We start from the raw sequence: 17,628 nt of genomic DNA, 5'->3' as shown, positions 1-17,628 counted from the left end.
GATGGACGCGCTCGAACGTTACATTCACGACCTGTCGGCCCCCGAGGAGCCGCTGCTGCACGAACTGGACCGCGAGACGAATCTGCGGGCCGTGGCGCCGCGGATGCTCTCGGGACACATCCAGGGCCGGCTGCTGGAGATGCTCGTACGGATGGCGCGGCCGCAGCGGGTGCTCGAAATCGGCACGTTCACGGGGTATTCGGCCCTCTCGATGGCCGCAGGACTGGAGGAAGGAGCCGAACTGCACACCGTGGAGGTGGACGACGAACTGGAGGAGCTGGCGCAGTCCTACTTCGACCGCAGCCCCCACGGAAAGAAAATCCGGCTGCATATCGGCTCGGCGCTCGACGTCGCCCCGGCGCTGGGCGGCGTGTTCGACCTGGTGTTCATCGACGGCGACAAACGCGAGTACCCCGACTACTACCGCATGCTGCTGGGCGACCGGGACGGACGGCCGCTGGTCCGCAGCGGCTCGGTGCTCATCGCCGACAACATCCTGTGGTCGGGCAAGGTCGTGGAGCCCGTCGCACGCCGGGACCGCCACACGCAGGCCGTCGTGGAGTTCAACCGGATGGTGGCCGAGGACCCGCGCGTGGAGAACGTCATTGTCCCGCTGCGCGACGGACTGAATCTGATAAGGGTCAAATAATCATGGAAATCAAAGAACTGCAAGAGCGCGTGGACGCCTGGATCAGGGAGTACGGCGTGCGCTACTTTTCGGAACTGACCAACATGGCCGTCCTCACCGAGGAGGTGGGGGAGCTGGCGCGCGTCATGGCCCGCCGCTACGGCGACCAGTCCTTCAAGGCGGGCGAGCGGGACAATCTGGCCGATGAAATGGCAGACGTACTGTGGGTGCTGGTCTGTCTGGCCAACCAGACGGGCGTGGACCTCACGGCCGCCGTAGAGGCCAACTTCGCCAAGAAGACCGCCCGCGACCGGGAGCGGCACAAAGAGAACGAAAAGCTGAAATAGTCCCCGAGGGCATCCCCGGCCGTGCAGAAACACCCTCTCGGAAACGACAAAAAGTCCCGGCTCTCACGAGCCGGGACACGATAACGGCAGGGTAGCGCTCCTACTCCAGCCTGAGGTCTTTCCTGATGCCCTCGATCTTGGCGTCGAGCGCGGCGAGCGTCCGCTCGTAATCGGCCACCGACGCCAGCGGAGCCTTCACGCCGAAATAGAACTTGATTTTGGGCTCCGTGCCCGAAGGACGCACCGAGACGGTCGTGCCGTCCTCGGTGAACCATTGCAGCACGTTGCTCGAATCCTGCTCGATGGGGGTTTTGGCCCCGGTCCGCACGTCGGTCTGCTCGAGCGACTGGAAGTCGTTGATCTTCACCACGGGCGATCCGACGATCGTCTTGGGCGGATCGGCACGGAAATCCGCCATCATCTTCTGGATCTGCTCGGCGCCCTCCTTGCCCTTGCGGACCACCGAAACCAGTCCCTCGCGGTAGAAGCCGTACTTCACGTAGAGCTGCTGCAACCACTCGTAGAGCGTCAGGCCCATCGTATCCATGGCCCACGCAGCCGCCTCGGCCGCCAGCGAACAGGCCGACACGGCGTCCTTGTCGCGCACGTAGTCGCCCGCCAGATAGCCGAACGACTCCTCGCCGCCGCCGATATACTTCGCCTTGCCCTCGTTCTCGCGGATGATCTTGGCGATATACTTGAAGCCCGTGAGGCAGTCGTAGCACTTCACCTTGAAGAAGTCGGCCACGGCGTTGGCCATCTGCGACGTCACGATGGTCTTCACGACGTACTGGTTGCCGTCGAGCTCGCCGCGCTCGGCCCAGCGGGTCAACTGGTAGCTCAACAGCAGCACGAGAGTCTGGTTGCCGTTCAGCAGCACGTATTCGCCCTGCTTGTTGCGCAGCGCCACGCCGATACGGTCCGAATCGGGATCGGTGGCCAGCACCAGATCGGCGCCCTCCCTGGCCGCGAGGTCGATGGCCATGGACATCGTCTTGCGCTCCTCGGGATTCGGCGATTCGACGGTGGGGAAGTTGCCGTCGATGACCGCCTGCTCCTCGACCATGATGACGTTGGTGAAGCCGAACTTGCGCAATGAGGCGGGAACCAGCCTTACGCCGGCGCCGTGCATGGGCGAATAGACGATCTTCATGTCGCGGTATTTCCGCACGCTCTCGGGCGACAGCGACAGCTCGTGCACCTTATTCAAATAGATTTCGTCGAACTTCTCGTCGAGAATCGTGATATTCTCCGGATGCTTTCCGATGAGGACCTGATCGACGTCGGTGATCTTCTCCACCTCGGCGATGATGTTCCTGTCGTGGGGCGGGGTAACCTGCGCGCCGTCGGTCCAGTAGGCCTTGTAACCGTTGTACTCCTTGGGGTTGTGCGACGCCGTGACGACCACGCCCGAATGGCACTTCAGCTCGCGGATGGCGAAACTCAGCTCGGGTGTCGGACGCAGCGTGTCGAAAAGGTAAACCCTGAAGCCGTTCGAGGCGAAAATGTCGGCCACGCGCTCGGCGAACATCCGCGAATTGTTGCGGCTGTCGTGCGCCACGGCCACCCGCACCTGCTCGCCGGCGAAGGTGCGCTTCAGGTAGTTCGAAAGTCCCTGCGTGGCAGCGCCCACCGTATAGACGTTCATGCGGTTCGTCCCCACGCCCATGATGCCGCGCAGGCCGCCCGTACCGAACTCCAGGTCCTTGTAGAAGCTCTCGACGAGCTCCTTCATATCGTTATCCATCAGGTACTTGACCTGCTTTTTCGTCTCTTCGTCATAATGACCGTCGAGCCATGCCTGGGCTTTCTTCAGCACCGTCTGTTCCAATTCATTTGCCATAATCCGTATTAGTTTTATTTATGATTCAATATCCGGACACTCCAAAATATTTATATGCAAATATACGGAATAAAATTCGAATATTCAATATCAGGGAGTTAAAAATAGGTCTCCGGAAACCGTTGTTTTTCTATATACAAAAAAGAGACATTTGCAACTGTTTTTCCGGAATCTTTTTGCGAAATTATTCACAACTTTGTCTGTCGAAAATGCGATACAATCACCCATCATGCTGAATAACACGCAGACATACAGCGATATGTGGCAGAACTGCCTCGATCGGATCAAGGCGCAGACCTCGGCCGAAGAGTTCGAGAAGTGGTTCCAGCCCATCGTTCCGCTCGAATTCGACGGCACGACGCTCCGCCTGCGCGTTCCCAACGAAAGCTACGTGCGCCAGATCGAGAAGAACTACATCCCGTTCCTCAGGCCGATCATCTCGCAGCTCTACGGGCAGCAGACGCGGCTCCACTACGCCGTGCCGCGCGCCGCGCAGCCGGTTCCCGTGGCGGCGGAGGCCGACACGACGGCCATCTCGCGCTTCAACACGCAGACGAACACCGCAAATATAAAGAATCCGTTCGTGATTCCGGGACTCAAGCGCATCGTAATCGACCCGCAGTTGAACCCGAACCTCACCTTCGCCACCTTCATCGAGGGCGAATGCAACCGGCTGGCCCGCTCGGCGGGCATGTCGGTGGCCGTCACGCCGGGCAACAACCCCTTCAACCCCCTCTACATATACGGGGACTCGGGGCTGGGAAAAACCCATATCGTGCAGTCGATCGGCCACGAGGTGCGGCAGCGGCATCCCGAGTTGCAGGTGCTCTACGTCTCGATGAACAAGTTCCAGGCGCAGTTCCAGACCGCCTACAAGAACGGCGAGATACCCGACTTCATCCACTTCTACCAGATGATCGACGTGCTGATTATCGACGACATCCAGGAACTGACCGGAAAGACGGGTACGCAGAACGCCTTCTTCAATATCTTCAACCACCTGCAACTGGCCGGCAAGCAACTGATCCTCACCTCGGACAAGCCGCCCGTGGAGCTGAAGGACATCGAGCAGCGGCTGCTCACGCGCTTCAAGTGGGGGCTTTCGGCGCAGCTCAATACGCCGGACTACGAGACGAAGCTGAAGATCATCCGCGCCAAGGCGCAGAAACTCGGCGCACAGATCTCGGACGACGTGGCGGTGTACCTCGCCGACAACATCTCGGCCAACGTGCGGGAGATCGAGGGCGCGCTGTCATCGCTCGTGGCGAACGCCTCGTTCCTCGGCCGCAAGATCACCACGTCGCTGGCCAAGGAGATACTGAAGGTCTATGTACAGCTCTACCAGAAGGAGATCACCATCGACCACATCATCGAGGTCGTATGCGACTACCTGAACCTCGACTTCGCGCGCTTCAACTCCACGGAGCGCACGCGCGAAATCGCCCAGGCGCGGCAGATCGCCATGTATCTGGCCAAGCAACACACCAAGGCGCCGCTGACGACCATCGGCGCGGCCATCGGAGGGCGCAACCACGCCACGGTGCTCCACTCGTGCAAAGCCGTCTCGAACCTGCTGGAGACCGACAAGGCGTTCCGCCGCCAGGTCGAGGAGATCGAAAAGAAGGTGCTCGCCCAATAACAGGGCATACATAGCGTCAGTACAAACAGAAGATCGTGACAAACAATGTCACGATTTTTCGTATATTTGCAAGAAACGGTATGAAATCGTTCGTCATTCTTTTGATCGCTTTATTTTCAGGAATCGGAAACTGCCATGCAATCATTCCGGATACCGTATATATCAGGAAGCCGGAAAGCATGGGGCTGATATATAAAAATTTAGAAGTCATCACAAACGACGGGTACAAAATCGAAACCTGGTTTTTCCCCGCACAAAGCCCGCTGTCCGAGGGTGAGCTGCGGGATCTGAACGGAAACCGCCGAACCTACGAAACGCAGGACGAGACAAAGCGCCCGACCATAATCGTATGCAATGGCGATGCAGGCAACATGTCTTACTTCCAACTTTATCTGGCGAAGAGCTGGACTTCCCGAGGGTTCAATGTCGTCACTTTCGACTGGCGCGGATTCGGCAAAAGCTCACCCTTTGCAATGGATCGCAACTACCTGTGTTATACGGAAATGCTGGAAGATTACCGGGCTGTCGTACGAACCACCTCCGAACAGGAGGAGGTCTTGAACGGAGCGATAGCCGTCGTCGGCTGGTCGACAGGCGCCTATCTGTCCATGATTACGGCCTACACCGACGATCTGGTGAATGCGTTCGTCGGCCGTTCCCTTCCGACCGATTTCGACGATTTCATCCCTTTGGTCATGAAGTACAAAAACAAGACCCGCAATGAATTGCTGGTCCCGGAGGATTTTCCGACCGAACTGATGCCCGTACATATTGCTCCGGAATTCGGAAAACCTCTTTTCCTGATCGTAGGCGAGAACGATTTCCGCACTCCCGTCTGGATGAGCAGGAAAATAATCGAATCCGTGCCCGGAACGACTCCCAAAGAGTTGATGATCGTAGAAAATGCCGCACACGGCGGAAAGGAAGACCCGATACTGATCGCATTCGACGACTTCATAAAAAGAACATCCGATTTTCTTATGGACAATTTACGACCTCTGCACGGTAAACAGCCGTCCGCCACCGAATAATATGGACCAACCCAAACTGGAACGCCTGCTGCGGCTCATGAAGCTGCTCACGGCCAACACGACCTACAACGTGGACCAGCTGGCCGAGCGGCTCCGCATGTCGCGCCGCACGGTCTATCGCTATATCGACACCTTCCGCGAGGCGGGATTCGTCATCAAGAAGTCGGGCGACTGCATCCGACTCGACAAGGAGTCGCCGCACTTCCGCGACATCTCGCAACTGGTGCACTTCACCGAGGAGGAGGCCGTGATCCTCAAGAGCGCCATCGAGAGCATCGACGACTCGAACCTGCTGAAACAGAACCTCAAGCGCAAACTCTGCTCGGTTTACGACAACAAGACGCTGGCCGACACGGTCGTGCGCGGCCGGAACGCCCCGAACATCCGCCGCCTGATCGAGGCCATCGAGGAGCGGCGGCAGGTCGTCCTGCACGGCTACCGGTCGGCGCACGGCGGGGAGGTACGCGACCGCCGGGTGGAACCTTTCGCCTTCACGACGAACTACGTGCAGGTGTGGTGCTACGACCCCGAAAGCGGTTCGAACAAGCTCTTCAAGACCCTGCGTATCGGCGAGGTCGAGCCGACCGAGACTCCGTGGGAACACGCCGGGGAGCACGCCGAAGGATTCATCGACGCATTCCGCATGCACGGCGAACGACGCATCCGCGTACGGCTGGAGATGGGGCTGCTGGCCTGCAACCTGTTGTGCGAGGAGTATCCGCTCGCCGAACGCGACATCCGCCCGGCAGGCCGGGGACGGTGGCTGCTGGATACCGAGGTGGCCGGCATGGCGGGCGTGGGGCGCTTCGTCGTGGGACTGCTCGACGACATCCGCATCATCGACTCCCCCGAACTGACCGACTACCTCCGGAACTACCTCCGCCAGCACGCCCTGCGGTAGGCTACCCGGAAAACGGCGGCCCGGACGGAATAAGAGACTCCGGGCGGTCCGCCCCGGAAATCGGCGGCCATTTTTTGCAAAAAAATCGAACCGTGTCAAAAGCTGACACAAACAAGCCGTTCCTTTGTACCGTGAACCTAAAAAAACAGTAGAGTATGGGAACAGCTTACAAAATCCGCTGCAAACATTGCGGCGCCCGGTTCGACCACTACATGCAGCCCGGTTACGGCATCCTGCCCGCGTGCGTGGGCTGCGGCGAGACGGTCGAAACCGAAACGGCCATCCGCTGCCCGGCCTGCCGCCGCAGGCTCAACGCCACGCAGGAGGAGTTCAACCGACAGATCGAAGTGACCTACCAATGGGACTGACCTGCAAAAAAACGGCTCCGAAACGCGGAAATCCGGGGAAAATCGCTATCTTTGAAAGGTAAATTCATTTTTCGGAACGATGACACATTTGCAGGAGGGAGACATGGCTCCCGATTTCAGGTCCACGACGCAGGACGGCATGCCGCTGACACTCGCCGATCTCCGGGGACAGCGCACGATTCTCTACTTCTACCCGAAGGACAACACCTCGGGCTGCACGCTCGAGGCCCAGAGTCTGCGCGACGGCAGGGAGGAGCTGGCCCGGATGGGATTCCGCATCGTCGGCGTGAGCCCCGACAGCGAACGGTCGCACCGGAACTTCTGCGCCAAGCACGACCTGAACTTCACGCTGCTGGCCGACACCGACCACTCGGTCTGCGAAGCCTACGGCGTGTGGGCCGAGAAATCCATGTACGGCCGCAAATACATGGGGGTTCTGCGCACGACGTTCGTCATCGACGCCGAAGGTCGGATCGAACGGATTTTCACGAAGGTGGACACCAAGAACCACTACCGACAAATCCTCGACGCATACGAATAGAGAGGAACTATGAAACGTCCGAACCGCATCGCGCTGCTGCTCGCAGGTCTGCTGCCGGCTCTCGCCGGGCGGACCCAGGAGCTCCCGGGCTGCATGACACCGGGGGTGCGGGCCGAAATGCGGGTCTTCCTCTACGGAAGAAGCGCTTTCGAACCGGCCCGGCCCGACGTGGGATGGATACGCGAGGAACTCGACCCGGTTCAGCGTGAACGCAGGCATCTGGAGCGTATGATGCGCTCCCGGGCCAGAGAGCGGGCGCTGGAGGCAGTCGAAGGGGCGGAGCGGTCCGCCGCGCCCGCCGACCCGTCGGTCGCGATCGGCGAATGGCGCGTAAGCGTCGGCAACAACGGCAACTGGAGCCCCTATCCGGACCGGGCGCTGGACGCACGGGCCATCCGTTACCCGATGCGCGACATCCGCGAACTGGACCGGGCGAAAAAGGCAGGGCCGCCCCGGCCCGTACCGCCGAAGTAGCGGAACAGGAGAGAGAACGCCCGATGCGGCGCCCCGAACGGAACAAAAGAAAAAACGATAAAAAAAAGGAACAACAACATCCATGGCAGAAAAAGTACAGGTGAACCCGGACAAGCTCAAAGTCTTGAACGCGGTGATGGAGAAGATCGAGAAGGACTTCGGCAAGGGGTCGATCATGCGCATGAACAGCACGGAAGTCAATGACATTCCGGTGATCCCCACGGGGTCGATCACCCTCGACATGGCCCTCGGCGTCGGCGGCTACCCCAAAGGCCGCGTCATCGAGATCTACGGCCCCGAATCGTCGGGCAAGACCACACTGGCGATCCACGCCATCGCCGAGGCGCAGAAGGCGGGCGGCATCGCGGCCTTCATCGACGCCGAACACGCCTTCGACAGCTTCTATGCCCAGAAACTGGGCGTGGACGTGGACAACCTGCTCATCTCGCAGCCCGACAACGGCGAACAGGCACTCGAAATCGCCGACTCGCTGATCCGCTCGAGCGCCATCGACATCATCGTCATCGACTCAGTGGCGGCCCTCACGCCCAAAGCCGAAATCGAGGGCGAGATGGGCGACGCGAAGATGGGCCTCCAGGCGCGTCTCATGTCGCAGGCCCTGCGCAAGCTCACCTCGAGCATTTCGAAGACCAAGACCGTCTGCATATTCATCAACCAACTGCGCGACAAAATCGGCATCGTCTACGGCAACCCCGAGACCACGACCGGCGGCAACGCGCTGAAATTCTACGCTTCGGTGCGCATCGACATCCGCCGCATGTCGGTCATCAAGGACGGCGAGGAGCAGCTCGGAACCCGCACGAAGGTCAAGGTCGTGAAGAACAAGGTGGCGCCTCCGTTCAAACGTGCGGAGTTCGACATCATGTTCGGCGAGGGCATCTCGAAGATCGGCGAAATCATCGACCTCGGCGTGGATTACGGCGTACTGAAGAAAGCCGGGTCGTGGTTCTCCTACGGCGACAGAAAGATCGGCCAGGGCCGCGACGCCGTGAAGGAGCTGCTGAAAAACGATGCGGCGCTGGCCGCGGAGATCGAAGAGAAGGTCCGCGAGGCGATGAAGAACCAAAAACAGTAGCCTATGGGATATACTGCCGAGGATGAAGCCCTGATCCGGGAAAAATGGGACGACCTGTTGTTCTCGTGCACGAAAATCTGCAAGAACGACGAGGACTGGAATTTCATCAAACGGGCGTTTTTCCTGGCCAAGGAGGCACACGAGGGGGTACGGCGCCGCTCCGGCGAGCCGTATCTCCTGCATCCCATTGCAGTAGCCAAAATCGTCATCGACGAGATCGGCCTGGGTGTGAAGTCGGTCGTCGCGGCGCTGCTGCACGACGTCGTGGAGGACACGGAGTACACCGTGGAGGACATGGAGCGCATCTTCGGCCCCAAGATCGCCTCGATGGTGGACGGACTGACGAAGATGGCCGGCGTGTTCAATGCCGACACCTCCGAGCAGGCCGAATACTTCCGCAAGGTGCTCCTCACGCTTTCGGACGACGTGCGGGTGATCCTCATCAAGATCGCCGACCGGCTGCACAACATGCGCACGCTGGGGTCGATGCCCATGAACAAGCAGATCAAGATCACGGGCGAGACGATCTACCTCTTCGCGCCGCTGGCCTACCGGCTGGGCCTCTATTCGATCAAGAGCGAGCTGGAGGACCTCTGCATGAAGTACCGCTTCCCGCAGCAGTACGCCGAAATCACGCAGAAGTTGCAGGAGAGCGAGGCGTCGCGCCGGGAGTTCATCGACAAATTCAGCGCCCCGATCGTCGCCGCGCTCAACCGCGACAACTTCAACTACGAGATTTCGGGCCGCGTGAAGAGCGTCTATTCGATCTGGTCGAAGATGCAGCGCAAGCAAATCCCCTTCGAGGAGATCTACGACCTGTTCGCCGTGCGCATCGTCTTCAAGCCGCTGCCGTTCCCCTCGGAAAAGACGCAGTGCTGGCAGATTTACTCCACGATCACCGACATCTACACTCCCAAGCCCGACCGGCTGCGCGACTGGATTTCGATGCCCAAGGCCAACGGCTACGAAGCGCTGCACTCGACGGTGATGGGGCCCGACGGCGTATGGGTCGAAGTACAGATCCGCACGCAGCGCATGGAGGACATCGCCGAACGGGGATTCGCCGCGCACTGGAAATACAAGCACGCCACTATTTCGCAGGACGAGGACGAATTCGACAAGTGGCTCAAGCAGATACGGGCGGCGCTGAACAGTCCGACGGAAAACGCCGTGGACTTCCTCGACAACTTCAAATTATCGCTATATACTTCTGAAATAGTAGTATTTACACCGAAAGGAGAATCCCGTAAGATGCCTTTCGGCGCCACGGCGCTGGATTTCGCCTACGACATCCACTCGAAGATCGGCAACAGTGCCATCAGCGCCAAGATCAACCACAAGCTCGAACCGATCACCACGCAGATCAACAGCGGCGACCAGATCGAGATCATAACGGCCGATACGGCCCGTCCGAAACCCGAATGGCTGGACATCGTCACGACGGCGAAGGCGAAATCGGCCATCAAGAGCTTCCTCAAACGCGAACGGCAGAACAATATCGAGCGGGGCATGCAACTGCTCGAGGAGAAGATGAAATCGCTCAATATCCAGCTCAGCGGCAGGGTATTGCGCAAGATCGTCCCGATCTACGAGAGCAACAACAAAGAGGAGCTGTACAGCAAGATCGGCGCGGGAATCGTCTCGCTGGACGATCTGGACAAGGTCCTGAAGGTCAATTCGAAGAGCAAGATACTCAAGTTCTGGACGCTCTTCATCCCCCAGAAAAAAGAGGAGGAGGGCGACGACACGGGCGAGATCGCGCCGCCGGCACAGCCGAAAGAGCCGGCCGACGAACCGCAGTTCGAGATCGCGGAGTGCTGCAAACCGATTCCCGGCGACAAGGTCGTGGGGTATCGCAATCCGGTGACGGGAAAAATCATCGTCCACAAGGCCACGTGCGACGAGCTGAACCGGCTGGCCGCGCAATACGGGAAAAACATCGTCAAGGAGGAGATCAAATGGTCGCAGCACAAGGCCATGTCGTACCTCGTCACGACCGAGTTGCGCGGCATCGACCGCCAGGGGCTGCTGCTCGACCTGGCGAAGGTGGTCAGCGACGATTTCAACATCAACATCCGCGAAGTGAACATCCACAGCCACGACGGCATCTTCGAAGGCAGCGTCAGCCTGTATGTCAAGGACGCGGAGAGCCTGAATGCCGTAATGGACAAACTTCGAAAGATCAAAGGAATAGACAGTATTAAACGAACTATCAGTTAAGGTCATGGAAGACTTCTCGACGATTCTGTGGATCCTGGTGATCGCCGCGGCTTCGCTGTTGTCGCAGGGACGCAAGGCACGGTCCGGAAAGACATCGCGCAAACCGGGACCGGCGACGGACGACACTGCGCCGCATCCGACGCCTACGACACGTCCCGAATGGCCCGGAATCCCCGGATTTCCGAAGATTCCGGGTTTCCCGGAAGGCGGGATGCACGACGGAGAAACCCGGAAAGCCGCGGCGGAAAGCGCTCCGGAGGCTCCGGCACGCCGTGTCGTCTCCGGCCCGGAAAGCCGCGAAAAGCCTTTCTCCAAGCCGAAAACGACCGAAAGAGCACCCGGCACGGATCAGCCCGAAACCAGAGAAACAACTGTTTTTCCGGCAGATGCGGCCTCAGCGCGGAAGCGGCGGGACGAGAGTGCCCAAAGGCGGCAAGTCGCGGAACAGCGACGGATTCCGACCGTACAGCCCGCCCCGGAGACGGTCTTCGGACTTCCGGCGACAGGGCGCACGGCCTCTGCAACGATCATGCAGGGTTCGATCGGCTCGGACGACAGCCCGTGCGTCGCGAACCGGACGGAAGAGGAGCCGGCGGCCGGAATAGCCGCGGATTTCGATCTGCGCAGGGCCGTGATCTACGCCGAGATACTCAAACCGAAATTCGAAGAATAACCGTCCGGACAACCCCGACAAGGGCCAGAGGAAACACTCAGACGGCTCGGTATCCGAGCCCGACGGATCCGAACCGGGCATGGAAATATGCGAACGTTCCGGATAAAACAGGTAAAGGATGGACAGGACGAAGATGAACTGTCAGCCCCGGACGACACCCGAAGGAGCCGCGAATCGCCGCCTACGATCCCCGGAGGATCGATCAGACGAACGCTCGGAATCCAGCGCAAACCGGGGAACGGTGTTCATGCCCGCCGGGGAAACCTGCAATCCGGCGCATCGCCCCGGAAAGATCCCCCTGCGTTCAGTTCGCGGCACTCGCACCGAACGAAAGCGGCCTTGTATCATCGGAGACGCATATCGACCGGAAAAAGCCGCGGAACGAATCGCAACGACACAACCTTATAAAATCAAAAGAGATGGCATCCATTTTTTCACGCATCATCGCAGGGGAAATTCCTTCCTACAAAGTCGCAGAGGATGAAAACTACTATGCATTCCTCGACATCAATCCGCTTACGAAAGGACACACGCTCGTGGTTCCGAAACAGGAAGTGGACTATATTTTCGACCTCGACGACCGGACGCTGGCCGGCATGATGATATTCGCCAAGCAGGTGGCGGCCCGAATCAAGCGCGAAATAGCGTGCGCAAGGGTAGCCGTAGTCGTATTGGGCATGGAAGTACCTCATGCGCACATCCATCTGATCCCGATTCAGAGCGAAAACGACGTGGATTTTCACCGGGAAAAGCTCCGGCTGACACCGGAAGAATTCCGGGAAATCGCCGAAAAGCTGGCCCGGTAAACCGGAATTTACAAAAATACAATTCATTTTTTATCAGGCATATAGTGGGTTATCAACACTATATGCCTGCTTATTTATTTAACATAATATAAGCTACGGAAAATAGATCCGAAAAAAGAAGCCAATCGTAATTCGAAATACCAGAAAATTATCGGAAAATCGACCGGATAGGGTAGATTATTTCCATTTGTAAACGCCAACAAAGTGTATTCACTTTGCGTTATATTACAGATGTAAATACAACTCAGTTGTTCATGCTTGTTAATATATAGATATGGAAAATACACATCTCTTGCCGATAAATAGCTTTTACCACCACACAAGCAGAAGTCAAAATAATTAACAAATAATATTAACTACTTAAATACCAATAGTTATACAAATCATATAAAGTAATACAGCAGCAATAGGCAATGAAATCAACAGAATAACGGCAGGGTATTCTTCGATCAGGATAAATAACACGTAAATACGAAATATACCAGTCATTTAAATTTATTTATATCTATCTATACTTTATATAAGAGACTCCGGCGACTTTTAACCATATCCGAATGATTACACTTGTAAACTTTTTCAACACTTATTAACATTTTACAAATAGAAAAATTTCTTGTTTTACAAAAGAAAAATGTTTATTTTTGTAAAAAATTAGGCCGATGAGGGAAAAATTGCTCGATTTGATGAAAAACGAAGGGCTGAAACCGAGCCAGCTCGCGGAGACACTCGGAATCAACCCAGCCGGAATTTCGCATATCCTCGCCGGACGGAACAAGCCGGGGTTCGACCTGTTGCAAAAAATTCTCCGCCGGTTTCCCCGGATCAACCCCGACTGGCTGCTGCTCGACGCTCCGCAGATGTACCGGGAACAAATCCCGGGAAACCCGACGCAGTCTCAATCGGCTGTTCCGGAAAACGAACCGACGGACGGATTGTTCGGACAACCGGCGACGGAACCGGGCCGGCCGGGAATCTCCCCGGCATCGGTTACGGAACGTCCGGAAAGTCCGCGAACGCTCACGGAGCTGCCGGTCGGAAAAAAAGCGGGCGTCTCGGTGACGCGAATCGTCCTGTTTTACGACGACCAGACCTTCGAAAGTTATACGCCCGAGAAGACGATGAAATAATTTTTCCGGGACAGTCTCCGGAATATCGCAGGCACGAGGCGATAAAATACGATAAGGAAGCTCGCAGCCGACGAATTCGCAGCACGGTCATAACCCGGCCGGATACCCGGAAAATCGCATATAGCGGATTCGTATCTCCGAAAATTACGGTCGCCGCATGGATTCGCTCCGGGGATATCATCCGGAATCGCCGCAGTTAGGAAGCAATCCAACAAAATCCGAAAACCATACGACCGACAGATGCCGACGGAAAATCCCCGAAAACATTCGCCCGTATCGGTTTATTCGGTCTGCCAAGAGCCAAGCAAACAAGAGGCTTAAAGACGTCAAAGAACGTATGTAACGCAAAGGTAAATGAATTAATATTTATATTATGTTAAATAATAGGTCGTATCATCCGAATCTTCCAAATATCTATGCAAATTATTACTTTTGTACATTTATATGAGCGTTCGACCTACATCTCGACAGTATTTGCGTTGCATTCCGCCGCATGGCATTTCGCCTCACGGCCGTTTGAATGCCGACCGGAAATCCGCAAACCGCACGCGGTGCGTAAGCAAGTCGCATTCCGGCGCTTGTGTTGCCGTTCATTCGCGGCCGGTATCGGAAGAAGCGTACGGACGAAGGCCGTTCGGAATCGGGACGATGGCAACCGCCGATCGGAAAATCCAAACCGGGCTTCGGGATAACCGCCCTTCGGTCCGCAAGCGGAAAGACAGGGAGCACCACCCTGCCACATAAATTAATAAATTATTGGTTAACAATGAATAAGGCTATTTTCAGCTTACTTATCGCAGGATTCCTGAGCGCCTGTTCGCCGCAACCGGCATCGCAGGAAAAGACGCTGTACGTGTCGATTCTGCCGATACGCAGTCTCGTCAAGGAGATCGTGGACGAAGATTTCCGGATCGAAGTGCTCGTCCCGCCCGGAGCGAGCCCCGAAACGTTCGAACCGACACCCAGACAATTCATCGGACTGAACGAGGCCCAGCTCGTTTTCAACGTGGGTCTTCTCGAGTTCGAGACGGCTCTGCTGGACAAAATCGAAGACCGCACGAAGATCGTGGACCTGAGCCGCGGCATCGTACGGATCGAGGGCTCGTGTGCGCATGCCGGCAGGAACGGCAGCGACCATGCCCACGGGGTCGATCCGCACGTGTGGACTTCGCCGCGGGCCCTGCAACGGATGGCGGAGAATGCCTACGAGGCTATTCACGCCCGCTGGCCCGACTCGGCGAAGTACACGGCCAACCATGCACGGCTGCAGGAGGAGTTGCGGCAGCTCGACCTCCGCACGGCGGAAAAGATAGCCCGCAGCGGCATTCGCTATTTCATCATCTACCACCCCGCCCTGACCTACTACGCCCGCGACTACGGGCTGCGGCAGGAGGCCGTCGAGGCCGACGGCAAGGAGCCATCGGCCAAACGGCTGACGGCGCTCATCCGGCAGGCCCGGAAGGACGGCATCGGCCGGATCCTCTACCAGAGTCAGTTCCCCGTGTCGGTCGTGGAGACCATCGCCCGCGACATCGGCGCCGAGTGCACGGAGATCGACCCGCTGCGCGAGGACGCGATCGCCAACATAGATTCGATCACCGACTTAATAGTCCGGCCGCAATGACACTGATAACGCTGCGCGACGTAGGCGTCGCATACGACGGGTACGAAGCCCTCGAGCACGTCGATCTGAAGATCGGGGAGCACGACTTCCTGGGCGTCATCGGTCCGAACGGAGGCGGCAAAACGACGCTCGTGAAGGCCATTCTGGGAACGATACCCCACTCGGGAACGATCCGCTACGCTCCCGAGCTGTTCCGCGGCGGAGAGCGGCTGATCGGATACATGCCCCAGATTTCGGATTTCGACCGCGCCTTCCCGATCTCGATGCAGGAAGTCGTGCTCTCCGGGCTGCAGGGACGCCGCGGATTCCGCTCGCGCTACACGAAGGAGGACCGGGCGAAGGCAACGGCCCTGCTCGAAGAGGCTGGGATCGCCGACACGGCCCGCAAACCGATAGGCGAAGTGTCGGGAGGACAGATGCAGCGGGCGCTGTTGTGCCGGGCCGTAATCGCCGACCCGAAACTGCTGATTCTGGACGAACCGGCGAACTTCGTGGACAACCGTTTCGAAAAGGAACTGTACCGCACGCTGCAGGAACTCAATCGGCGCATGGCCGTCGTCATCGTCTCGCACGACATCGGAACGATCACCAGCGTCGTGAAGGAGATCGTCTGCGTCAATCGCCGCGCACACCGTCACCGCTCGAATATACTGACCGAGGAGCAGTTACGCAACTACGACTGCCCGATCCAGCTCGTATCGCACGGCCATATCCCCCATACCGTGCTAGAGCACCACCCGGGCGACGGGTGCTGCGACGGCGAGTGATCCGCGACGACGACGCCCGCCCCGCACGGGACAGCCGGCGCGGAAATGTCCCGGACGAGTGCCTACGGACTCCCGTATGGCACGGCCGGTGCGTTCCGGAACGGTTATTTTTCCGAACGGCACAATAACGATAGGGCCGAAAACGTTTCAATATAAACGCAATCAGCCCGATATGCATCGAAACGCCCCCGTTGGACGGATTCTTGCAGGAGTTGAAGCGACAAACGAAAAAAATAAAAAACCATGATCCGATTCCTATTAACGATAGTCGTGCTGTTCGCGGGCATGACGGCCGAGGCGCAGCAGTCCACGGTCAAACGCATCTATCCCAAACAGGAGCAGAAAAGCGAAAACAGAAGCGAACGCAGAAAGGCAGAGCGTAAACAGCGCCAGTCCGAAAAATTCATCCAGGCGGAGATCGACTCGATCAACTACGCGAACGCCCTTCAGGCGCTCGAAAACCTCGATTTCGTGCTGGAGGCCGACCAACTGGTGTTCAAACGCGGAATGAGCGTGTTCGTCTCCACCACGACCAATTTCATCTCGGTGCAGAACGACAAGGCCGTCGTGCAGATCGCGCCGTTCAACGCCGGCGGAGGCCCGAACGGCGTGGGCGGCATCACGGTGGAGGGAGTGGCGTCGAATATCCAGATCAAGACCGACAAACGGGGAACCTCCTACTTCTCGATGAGCGTCATGGGCAAGGGCATTTCAGCCACGGTATCCATCACGCTGCCGAAGGGGACGGACCAGGCCTCGGTGACGGTCAATCCCAACTTCCACTCCAACCGGATCACGCTCAACGGAACGCTGATGCCGGCTGAAAAATCCCGCGTATTCCAGGGAATCACCTTCTGATCCCGCCCTGGCCGAAGCGGACGGAAGGGGCCTCTTCCGCGCACGAAACGAAAACCGCTGCGATCGTTCGGATCGCAGCGGTTTTTCATTGCGGATACGACACCGCCGTTCCACGGCGGTCTCCCCCGCCCCGCGGAAGAAATCCGCACGACGGCAGGGACGCGTCCTACCCTACTTCTTCTGCTCGTTGATGGCGCTCAGCTTCTCGAAGAGCTTCTCGAAAGCATCGGCCATTTCGGCGCGCAGTGCGGCGTAATGCTTGCGCACGAGCGAGCGGTTATGCGGTTCGGCGGGGTTCATCGCTTTGGAGAACAGATCGTTGCGCAGAGCCACGGCCTCCTGCATCACTTCGAAAATCTCTTTCTCCTTCGACGGCTGGAAGCAGATAGCCATATCGCAATCGAAAACGACCTCCTCGAGGCGGTAGTCGATCTCCTTCTTCAGGTAACGTAAATTTGCCATATAAAAATAGGTATTGGAATTTTCCGCAGACAAAGATAGGAAAACGTTTCCTTATTACCAAACGCCCGGCACGGGAAATCGCCCGGAACGTCCCGGTCGGAACGGCGTAGGAAACTGAACGGCGGTCGGACCGGACGGAACAGACCGCAGGCGGCGGCCGGACCCGGAAAAGGCCTCGCGGCCGCGGACAGCCGCACGATCCCCTCCGGAATCCGGGCCGGAA

Annotated in this window: 18 protein-coding genes; 16 read left to right on the top strand and 2 right to left on the bottom strand. The window is 58.0% G+C overall.

The annotated features are described in order from the left end of the window. Window position 1: 1 nt before the first annotated feature. Both KB554_RS07690 and KB554_RS07685 read left to right on the top strand, forming a co-directional pair. Window positions 2–649 carry a class I SAM-dependent methyltransferase gene (locus tag KB554_RS07690; protein ID WP_211035420.1) on the top strand — a complete coding sequence of 216 codons (648 nt, stop codon included), beginning with the start codon at window positions 2–4 and terminating at the stop codon, window positions 647–649. A 2-nt stretch (window positions 650–651) separates the two neighbouring features. Continuing rightward, window positions 652–975 carry a nucleotide pyrophosphohydrolase gene (locus KB554_RS07685; RefSeq protein WP_141429905.1) on the top strand — a complete coding sequence of 108 codons (324 nt, stop codon included), beginning with the start codon at window positions 652–654 and terminating at the stop codon, window positions 973–975. A 100-nt stretch (window positions 976–1,075) separates the two neighbouring features. Here the strand turns inward: KB554_RS07685 and KB554_RS07680 are convergent, their stop codons facing one another. Further along, window positions 1,076–2,818, bottom strand: coding sequence for a phospho-sugar mutase (locus KB554_RS07680; protein WP_211035419.1), 1,743 nt, complete (start codon window positions 2,816–2,818; stop codon window positions 1,076–1,078). Window positions 2,819–3,047: 229 nt separating this feature from the next. Between KB554_RS07680 and dnaA the strand changes: the two genes are divergently transcribed. The 14 genes from dnaA to KB554_RS07610 all read left to right on the top strand — a co-directional run bounded on the left by dnaA (window position 3,048) and on the right by KB554_RS07610 (window position 16,943). Further along, window positions 3,048–4,457 (top strand): chromosomal replication initiator protein DnaA, encoded by a 1,410-nt coding sequence (gene dnaA / locus KB554_RS07675; protein ID WP_141427364.1) that lies wholly within the window; start codon window positions 3,048–3,050, stop codon window positions 4,455–4,457. 80 nt (window positions 4,458–4,537) lie between these two features. After that, window positions 4,538–5,488: an alpha/beta fold hydrolase gene (locus tag KB554_RS07670; protein ID WP_211035417.1), complete on the top strand. Its 951-nt coding sequence runs from the start codon at window positions 4,538–4,540 to the stop codon at window positions 5,486–5,488. 1 nt (window position 5,489) lies between these two features. After that, complete coding sequence (locus KB554_RS07665; RefSeq protein ID WP_211035415.1) at window positions 5,490–6,389, top strand: WYL domain-containing protein; 900 nt, start codon at window positions 5,490–5,492, stop codon at window positions 6,387–6,389. Window positions 6,390–6,544: 155 nt separating this feature from the next. Then, window positions 6,545–6,757: a hypothetical protein gene (locus KB554_RS07660; protein ID WP_141427367.1), complete on the top strand. Its 213-nt coding sequence runs from the start codon at window positions 6,545–6,547 to the stop codon at window positions 6,755–6,757. Between the two features lie 79 nt (window positions 6,758–6,836). Beyond that, window positions 6,837–7,298 carry a thioredoxin-dependent thiol peroxidase gene (gene bcp, locus KB554_RS07655; protein WP_141427368.1) on the top strand — a complete coding sequence of 154 codons (462 nt, stop codon included), beginning with the start codon at window positions 6,837–6,839 and terminating at the stop codon, window positions 7,296–7,298. A 9-nt stretch (window positions 7,299–7,307) separates the two neighbouring features. Next, on the top strand, window positions 7,308–7,772 hold the full coding sequence (locus KB554_RS07650; RefSeq protein WP_211035414.1) for a hypothetical protein: 465 nt from the start codon (window positions 7,308–7,310) through the stop codon (window positions 7,770–7,772). Between the two features lie 82 nt (window positions 7,773–7,854). Continuing rightward, the gene (recA, locus tag KB554_RS07645) at window positions 7,855–8,868 is read left to right on the top strand and encodes a recombinase RecA (protein WP_141427370.1); all 1,014 of its coding nucleotides are present in this window, start codon (window positions 7,855–7,857) and stop codon (window positions 8,866–8,868) included. A gap of 3 nt (window positions 8,869–8,871) precedes the next feature. Beyond that, a complete protein-coding gene (locus tag KB554_RS07640; protein WP_141427372.1) occupies window positions 8,872–11,088 on the top strand; it encodes a RelA/SpoT family protein in 2,217 nt (738 codons plus the stop codon). Window positions 11,089–11,617: 529 nt separating this feature from the next. Next, window positions 11,618–11,761: a hypothetical protein gene (locus KB554_RS07635; protein WP_162502035.1), complete on the top strand. Its 144-nt coding sequence runs from the start codon at window positions 11,618–11,620 to the stop codon at window positions 11,759–11,761. A 419-nt stretch (window positions 11,762–12,180) separates the two neighbouring features. Next, window positions 12,181–12,567, top strand: coding sequence for an HIT family protein (locus KB554_RS07630; RefSeq protein WP_211035413.1), 387 nt, complete (start codon window positions 12,181–12,183; stop codon window positions 12,565–12,567). 659 nt (window positions 12,568–13,226) lie between these two features. Beyond that, complete coding sequence (locus KB554_RS07625; protein WP_211035412.1) at window positions 13,227–13,694, top strand: helix-turn-helix transcriptional regulator; 468 nt, start codon at window positions 13,227–13,229, stop codon at window positions 13,692–13,694. A 766-nt stretch (window positions 13,695–14,460) separates the two neighbouring features. Next, window positions 14,461–15,318: a zinc ABC transporter substrate-binding protein gene (locus tag KB554_RS07620; RefSeq protein ID WP_211035411.1), complete on the top strand. Its 858-nt coding sequence runs from the start codon at window positions 14,461–14,463 to the stop codon at window positions 15,316–15,318. Continuing rightward, window positions 15,315–16,085, top strand: coding sequence for an ABC transporter ATP-binding protein (locus KB554_RS07615; protein ID WP_211035410.1), 771 nt, complete (start codon window positions 15,315–15,317; stop codon window positions 16,083–16,085). Before KB554_RS07620 ends, KB554_RS07615 begins: the two co-directional genes overlap by 4 nt. A gap of 243 nt (window positions 16,086–16,328) precedes the next feature. After that, window positions 16,329–16,943, top strand: a complete 615-nt coding sequence (locus KB554_RS07610; protein WP_211035409.1) for a DUF4251 domain-containing protein — start codon at window positions 16,329–16,331, stop codon at window positions 16,941–16,943. Between the two features lie 171 nt (window positions 16,944–17,114). On the opposite strand, the gene KB554_RS07605 is transcribed toward KB554_RS07610, so the two are convergent. Then, window positions 17,115–17,405 (bottom strand): hypothetical protein, encoded by a 291-nt coding sequence (locus tag KB554_RS07605; protein ID WP_211035407.1) that lies wholly within the window; start codon window positions 17,403–17,405, stop codon window positions 17,115–17,117. Window positions 17,406–17,628: the final 223 nt, after the last annotated feature.

It is taken from the genome of Alistipes sp. Marseille-P2263, assembly GCF_018101075.1.
Lineage (GTDB): Bacteria > Bacteroidota > Bacteroidia > Bacteroidales > Rikenellaceae > Alistipes > Alistipes dispar.
The sequence above is the reverse complement of the archived record's forward strand: the minus strand, read 5'-3'. Positions and strand labels throughout refer to the sequence as shown.

What these genes read in the sequence shown, in the direction of transcription:
- KB554_RS07690 (WP_211035420.1), top strand. Translation starts at nt 2, where the DNA reads ATGGACGCGCTCGAACGTTACATTCACGACCTGTCGGCCCCCGAGGAG.
- KB554_RS07685 (WP_141429905.1), top strand. Translation starts at nt 652, where the DNA reads ATGGAAATCAAAGAACTGCAAGAGCGCGTGGACGCCTGGATCAGGGAG.
- KB554_RS07680 (WP_211035419.1), bottom strand. Translation starts at nt 2,818, where the DNA reads ATGGCAAATGAATTGGAACAGACGGTGCTGAAGAAAGCCCAGGCATGG.
- dnaA (WP_141427364.1), top strand. Translation starts at nt 3,048, where the DNA reads ATGCTGAATAACACGCAGACATACAGCGATATGTGGCAGAACTGCCTC.
- KB554_RS07670 (WP_211035417.1), top strand. Translation starts at nt 4,538, where the DNA reads ATGAAATCGTTCGTCATTCTTTTGATCGCTTTATTTTCAGGAATCGGA.
- KB554_RS07665 (WP_211035415.1), top strand. Translation starts at nt 5,490, where the DNA reads ATGGACCAACCCAAACTGGAACGCCTGCTGCGGCTCATGAAGCTGCTC.
- KB554_RS07660 (WP_141427367.1), top strand. Translation starts at nt 6,545, where the DNA reads ATGGGAACAGCTTACAAAATCCGCTGCAAACATTGCGGCGCCCGGTTC.
- bcp (WP_141427368.1), top strand. Translation starts at nt 6,837, where the DNA reads ATGACACATTTGCAGGAGGGAGACATGGCTCCCGATTTCAGGTCCACG.
- KB554_RS07650 (WP_211035414.1), top strand. Translation starts at nt 7,308, where the DNA reads ATGAAACGTCCGAACCGCATCGCGCTGCTGCTCGCAGGTCTGCTGCCG.
- recA (WP_141427370.1), top strand. Translation starts at nt 7,855, where the DNA reads ATGGCAGAAAAAGTACAGGTGAACCCGGACAAGCTCAAAGTCTTGAAC.
- KB554_RS07640 (WP_141427372.1), top strand. Translation starts at nt 8,872, where the DNA reads ATGGGATATACTGCCGAGGATGAAGCCCTGATCCGGGAAAAATGGGAC.
- KB554_RS07635 (WP_162502035.1), top strand. Translation starts at nt 11,618, where the DNA reads ATGCAGGGTTCGATCGGCTCGGACGACAGCCCGTGCGTCGCGAACCGG.
- KB554_RS07630 (WP_211035413.1), top strand. Translation starts at nt 12,181, where the DNA reads ATGGCATCCATTTTTTCACGCATCATCGCAGGGGAAATTCCTTCCTAC.
- KB554_RS07625 (WP_211035412.1), top strand. Translation starts at nt 13,227, where the DNA reads ATGAGGGAAAAATTGCTCGATTTGATGAAAAACGAAGGGCTGAAACCG.
- KB554_RS07620 (WP_211035411.1), top strand. Translation starts at nt 14,461, where the DNA reads ATGAATAAGGCTATTTTCAGCTTACTTATCGCAGGATTCCTGAGCGCC.
- KB554_RS07615 (WP_211035410.1), top strand. Translation starts at nt 15,315, where the DNA reads ATGACACTGATAACGCTGCGCGACGTAGGCGTCGCATACGACGGGTAC.
- KB554_RS07610 (WP_211035409.1), top strand. Translation starts at nt 16,329, where the DNA reads ATGATCCGATTCCTATTAACGATAGTCGTGCTGTTCGCGGGCATGACG.
- KB554_RS07605 (WP_211035407.1), bottom strand. Translation starts at nt 17,405, where the DNA reads ATGGCAAATTTACGTTACCTGAAGAAGGAGATCGACTACCGCCTCGAG.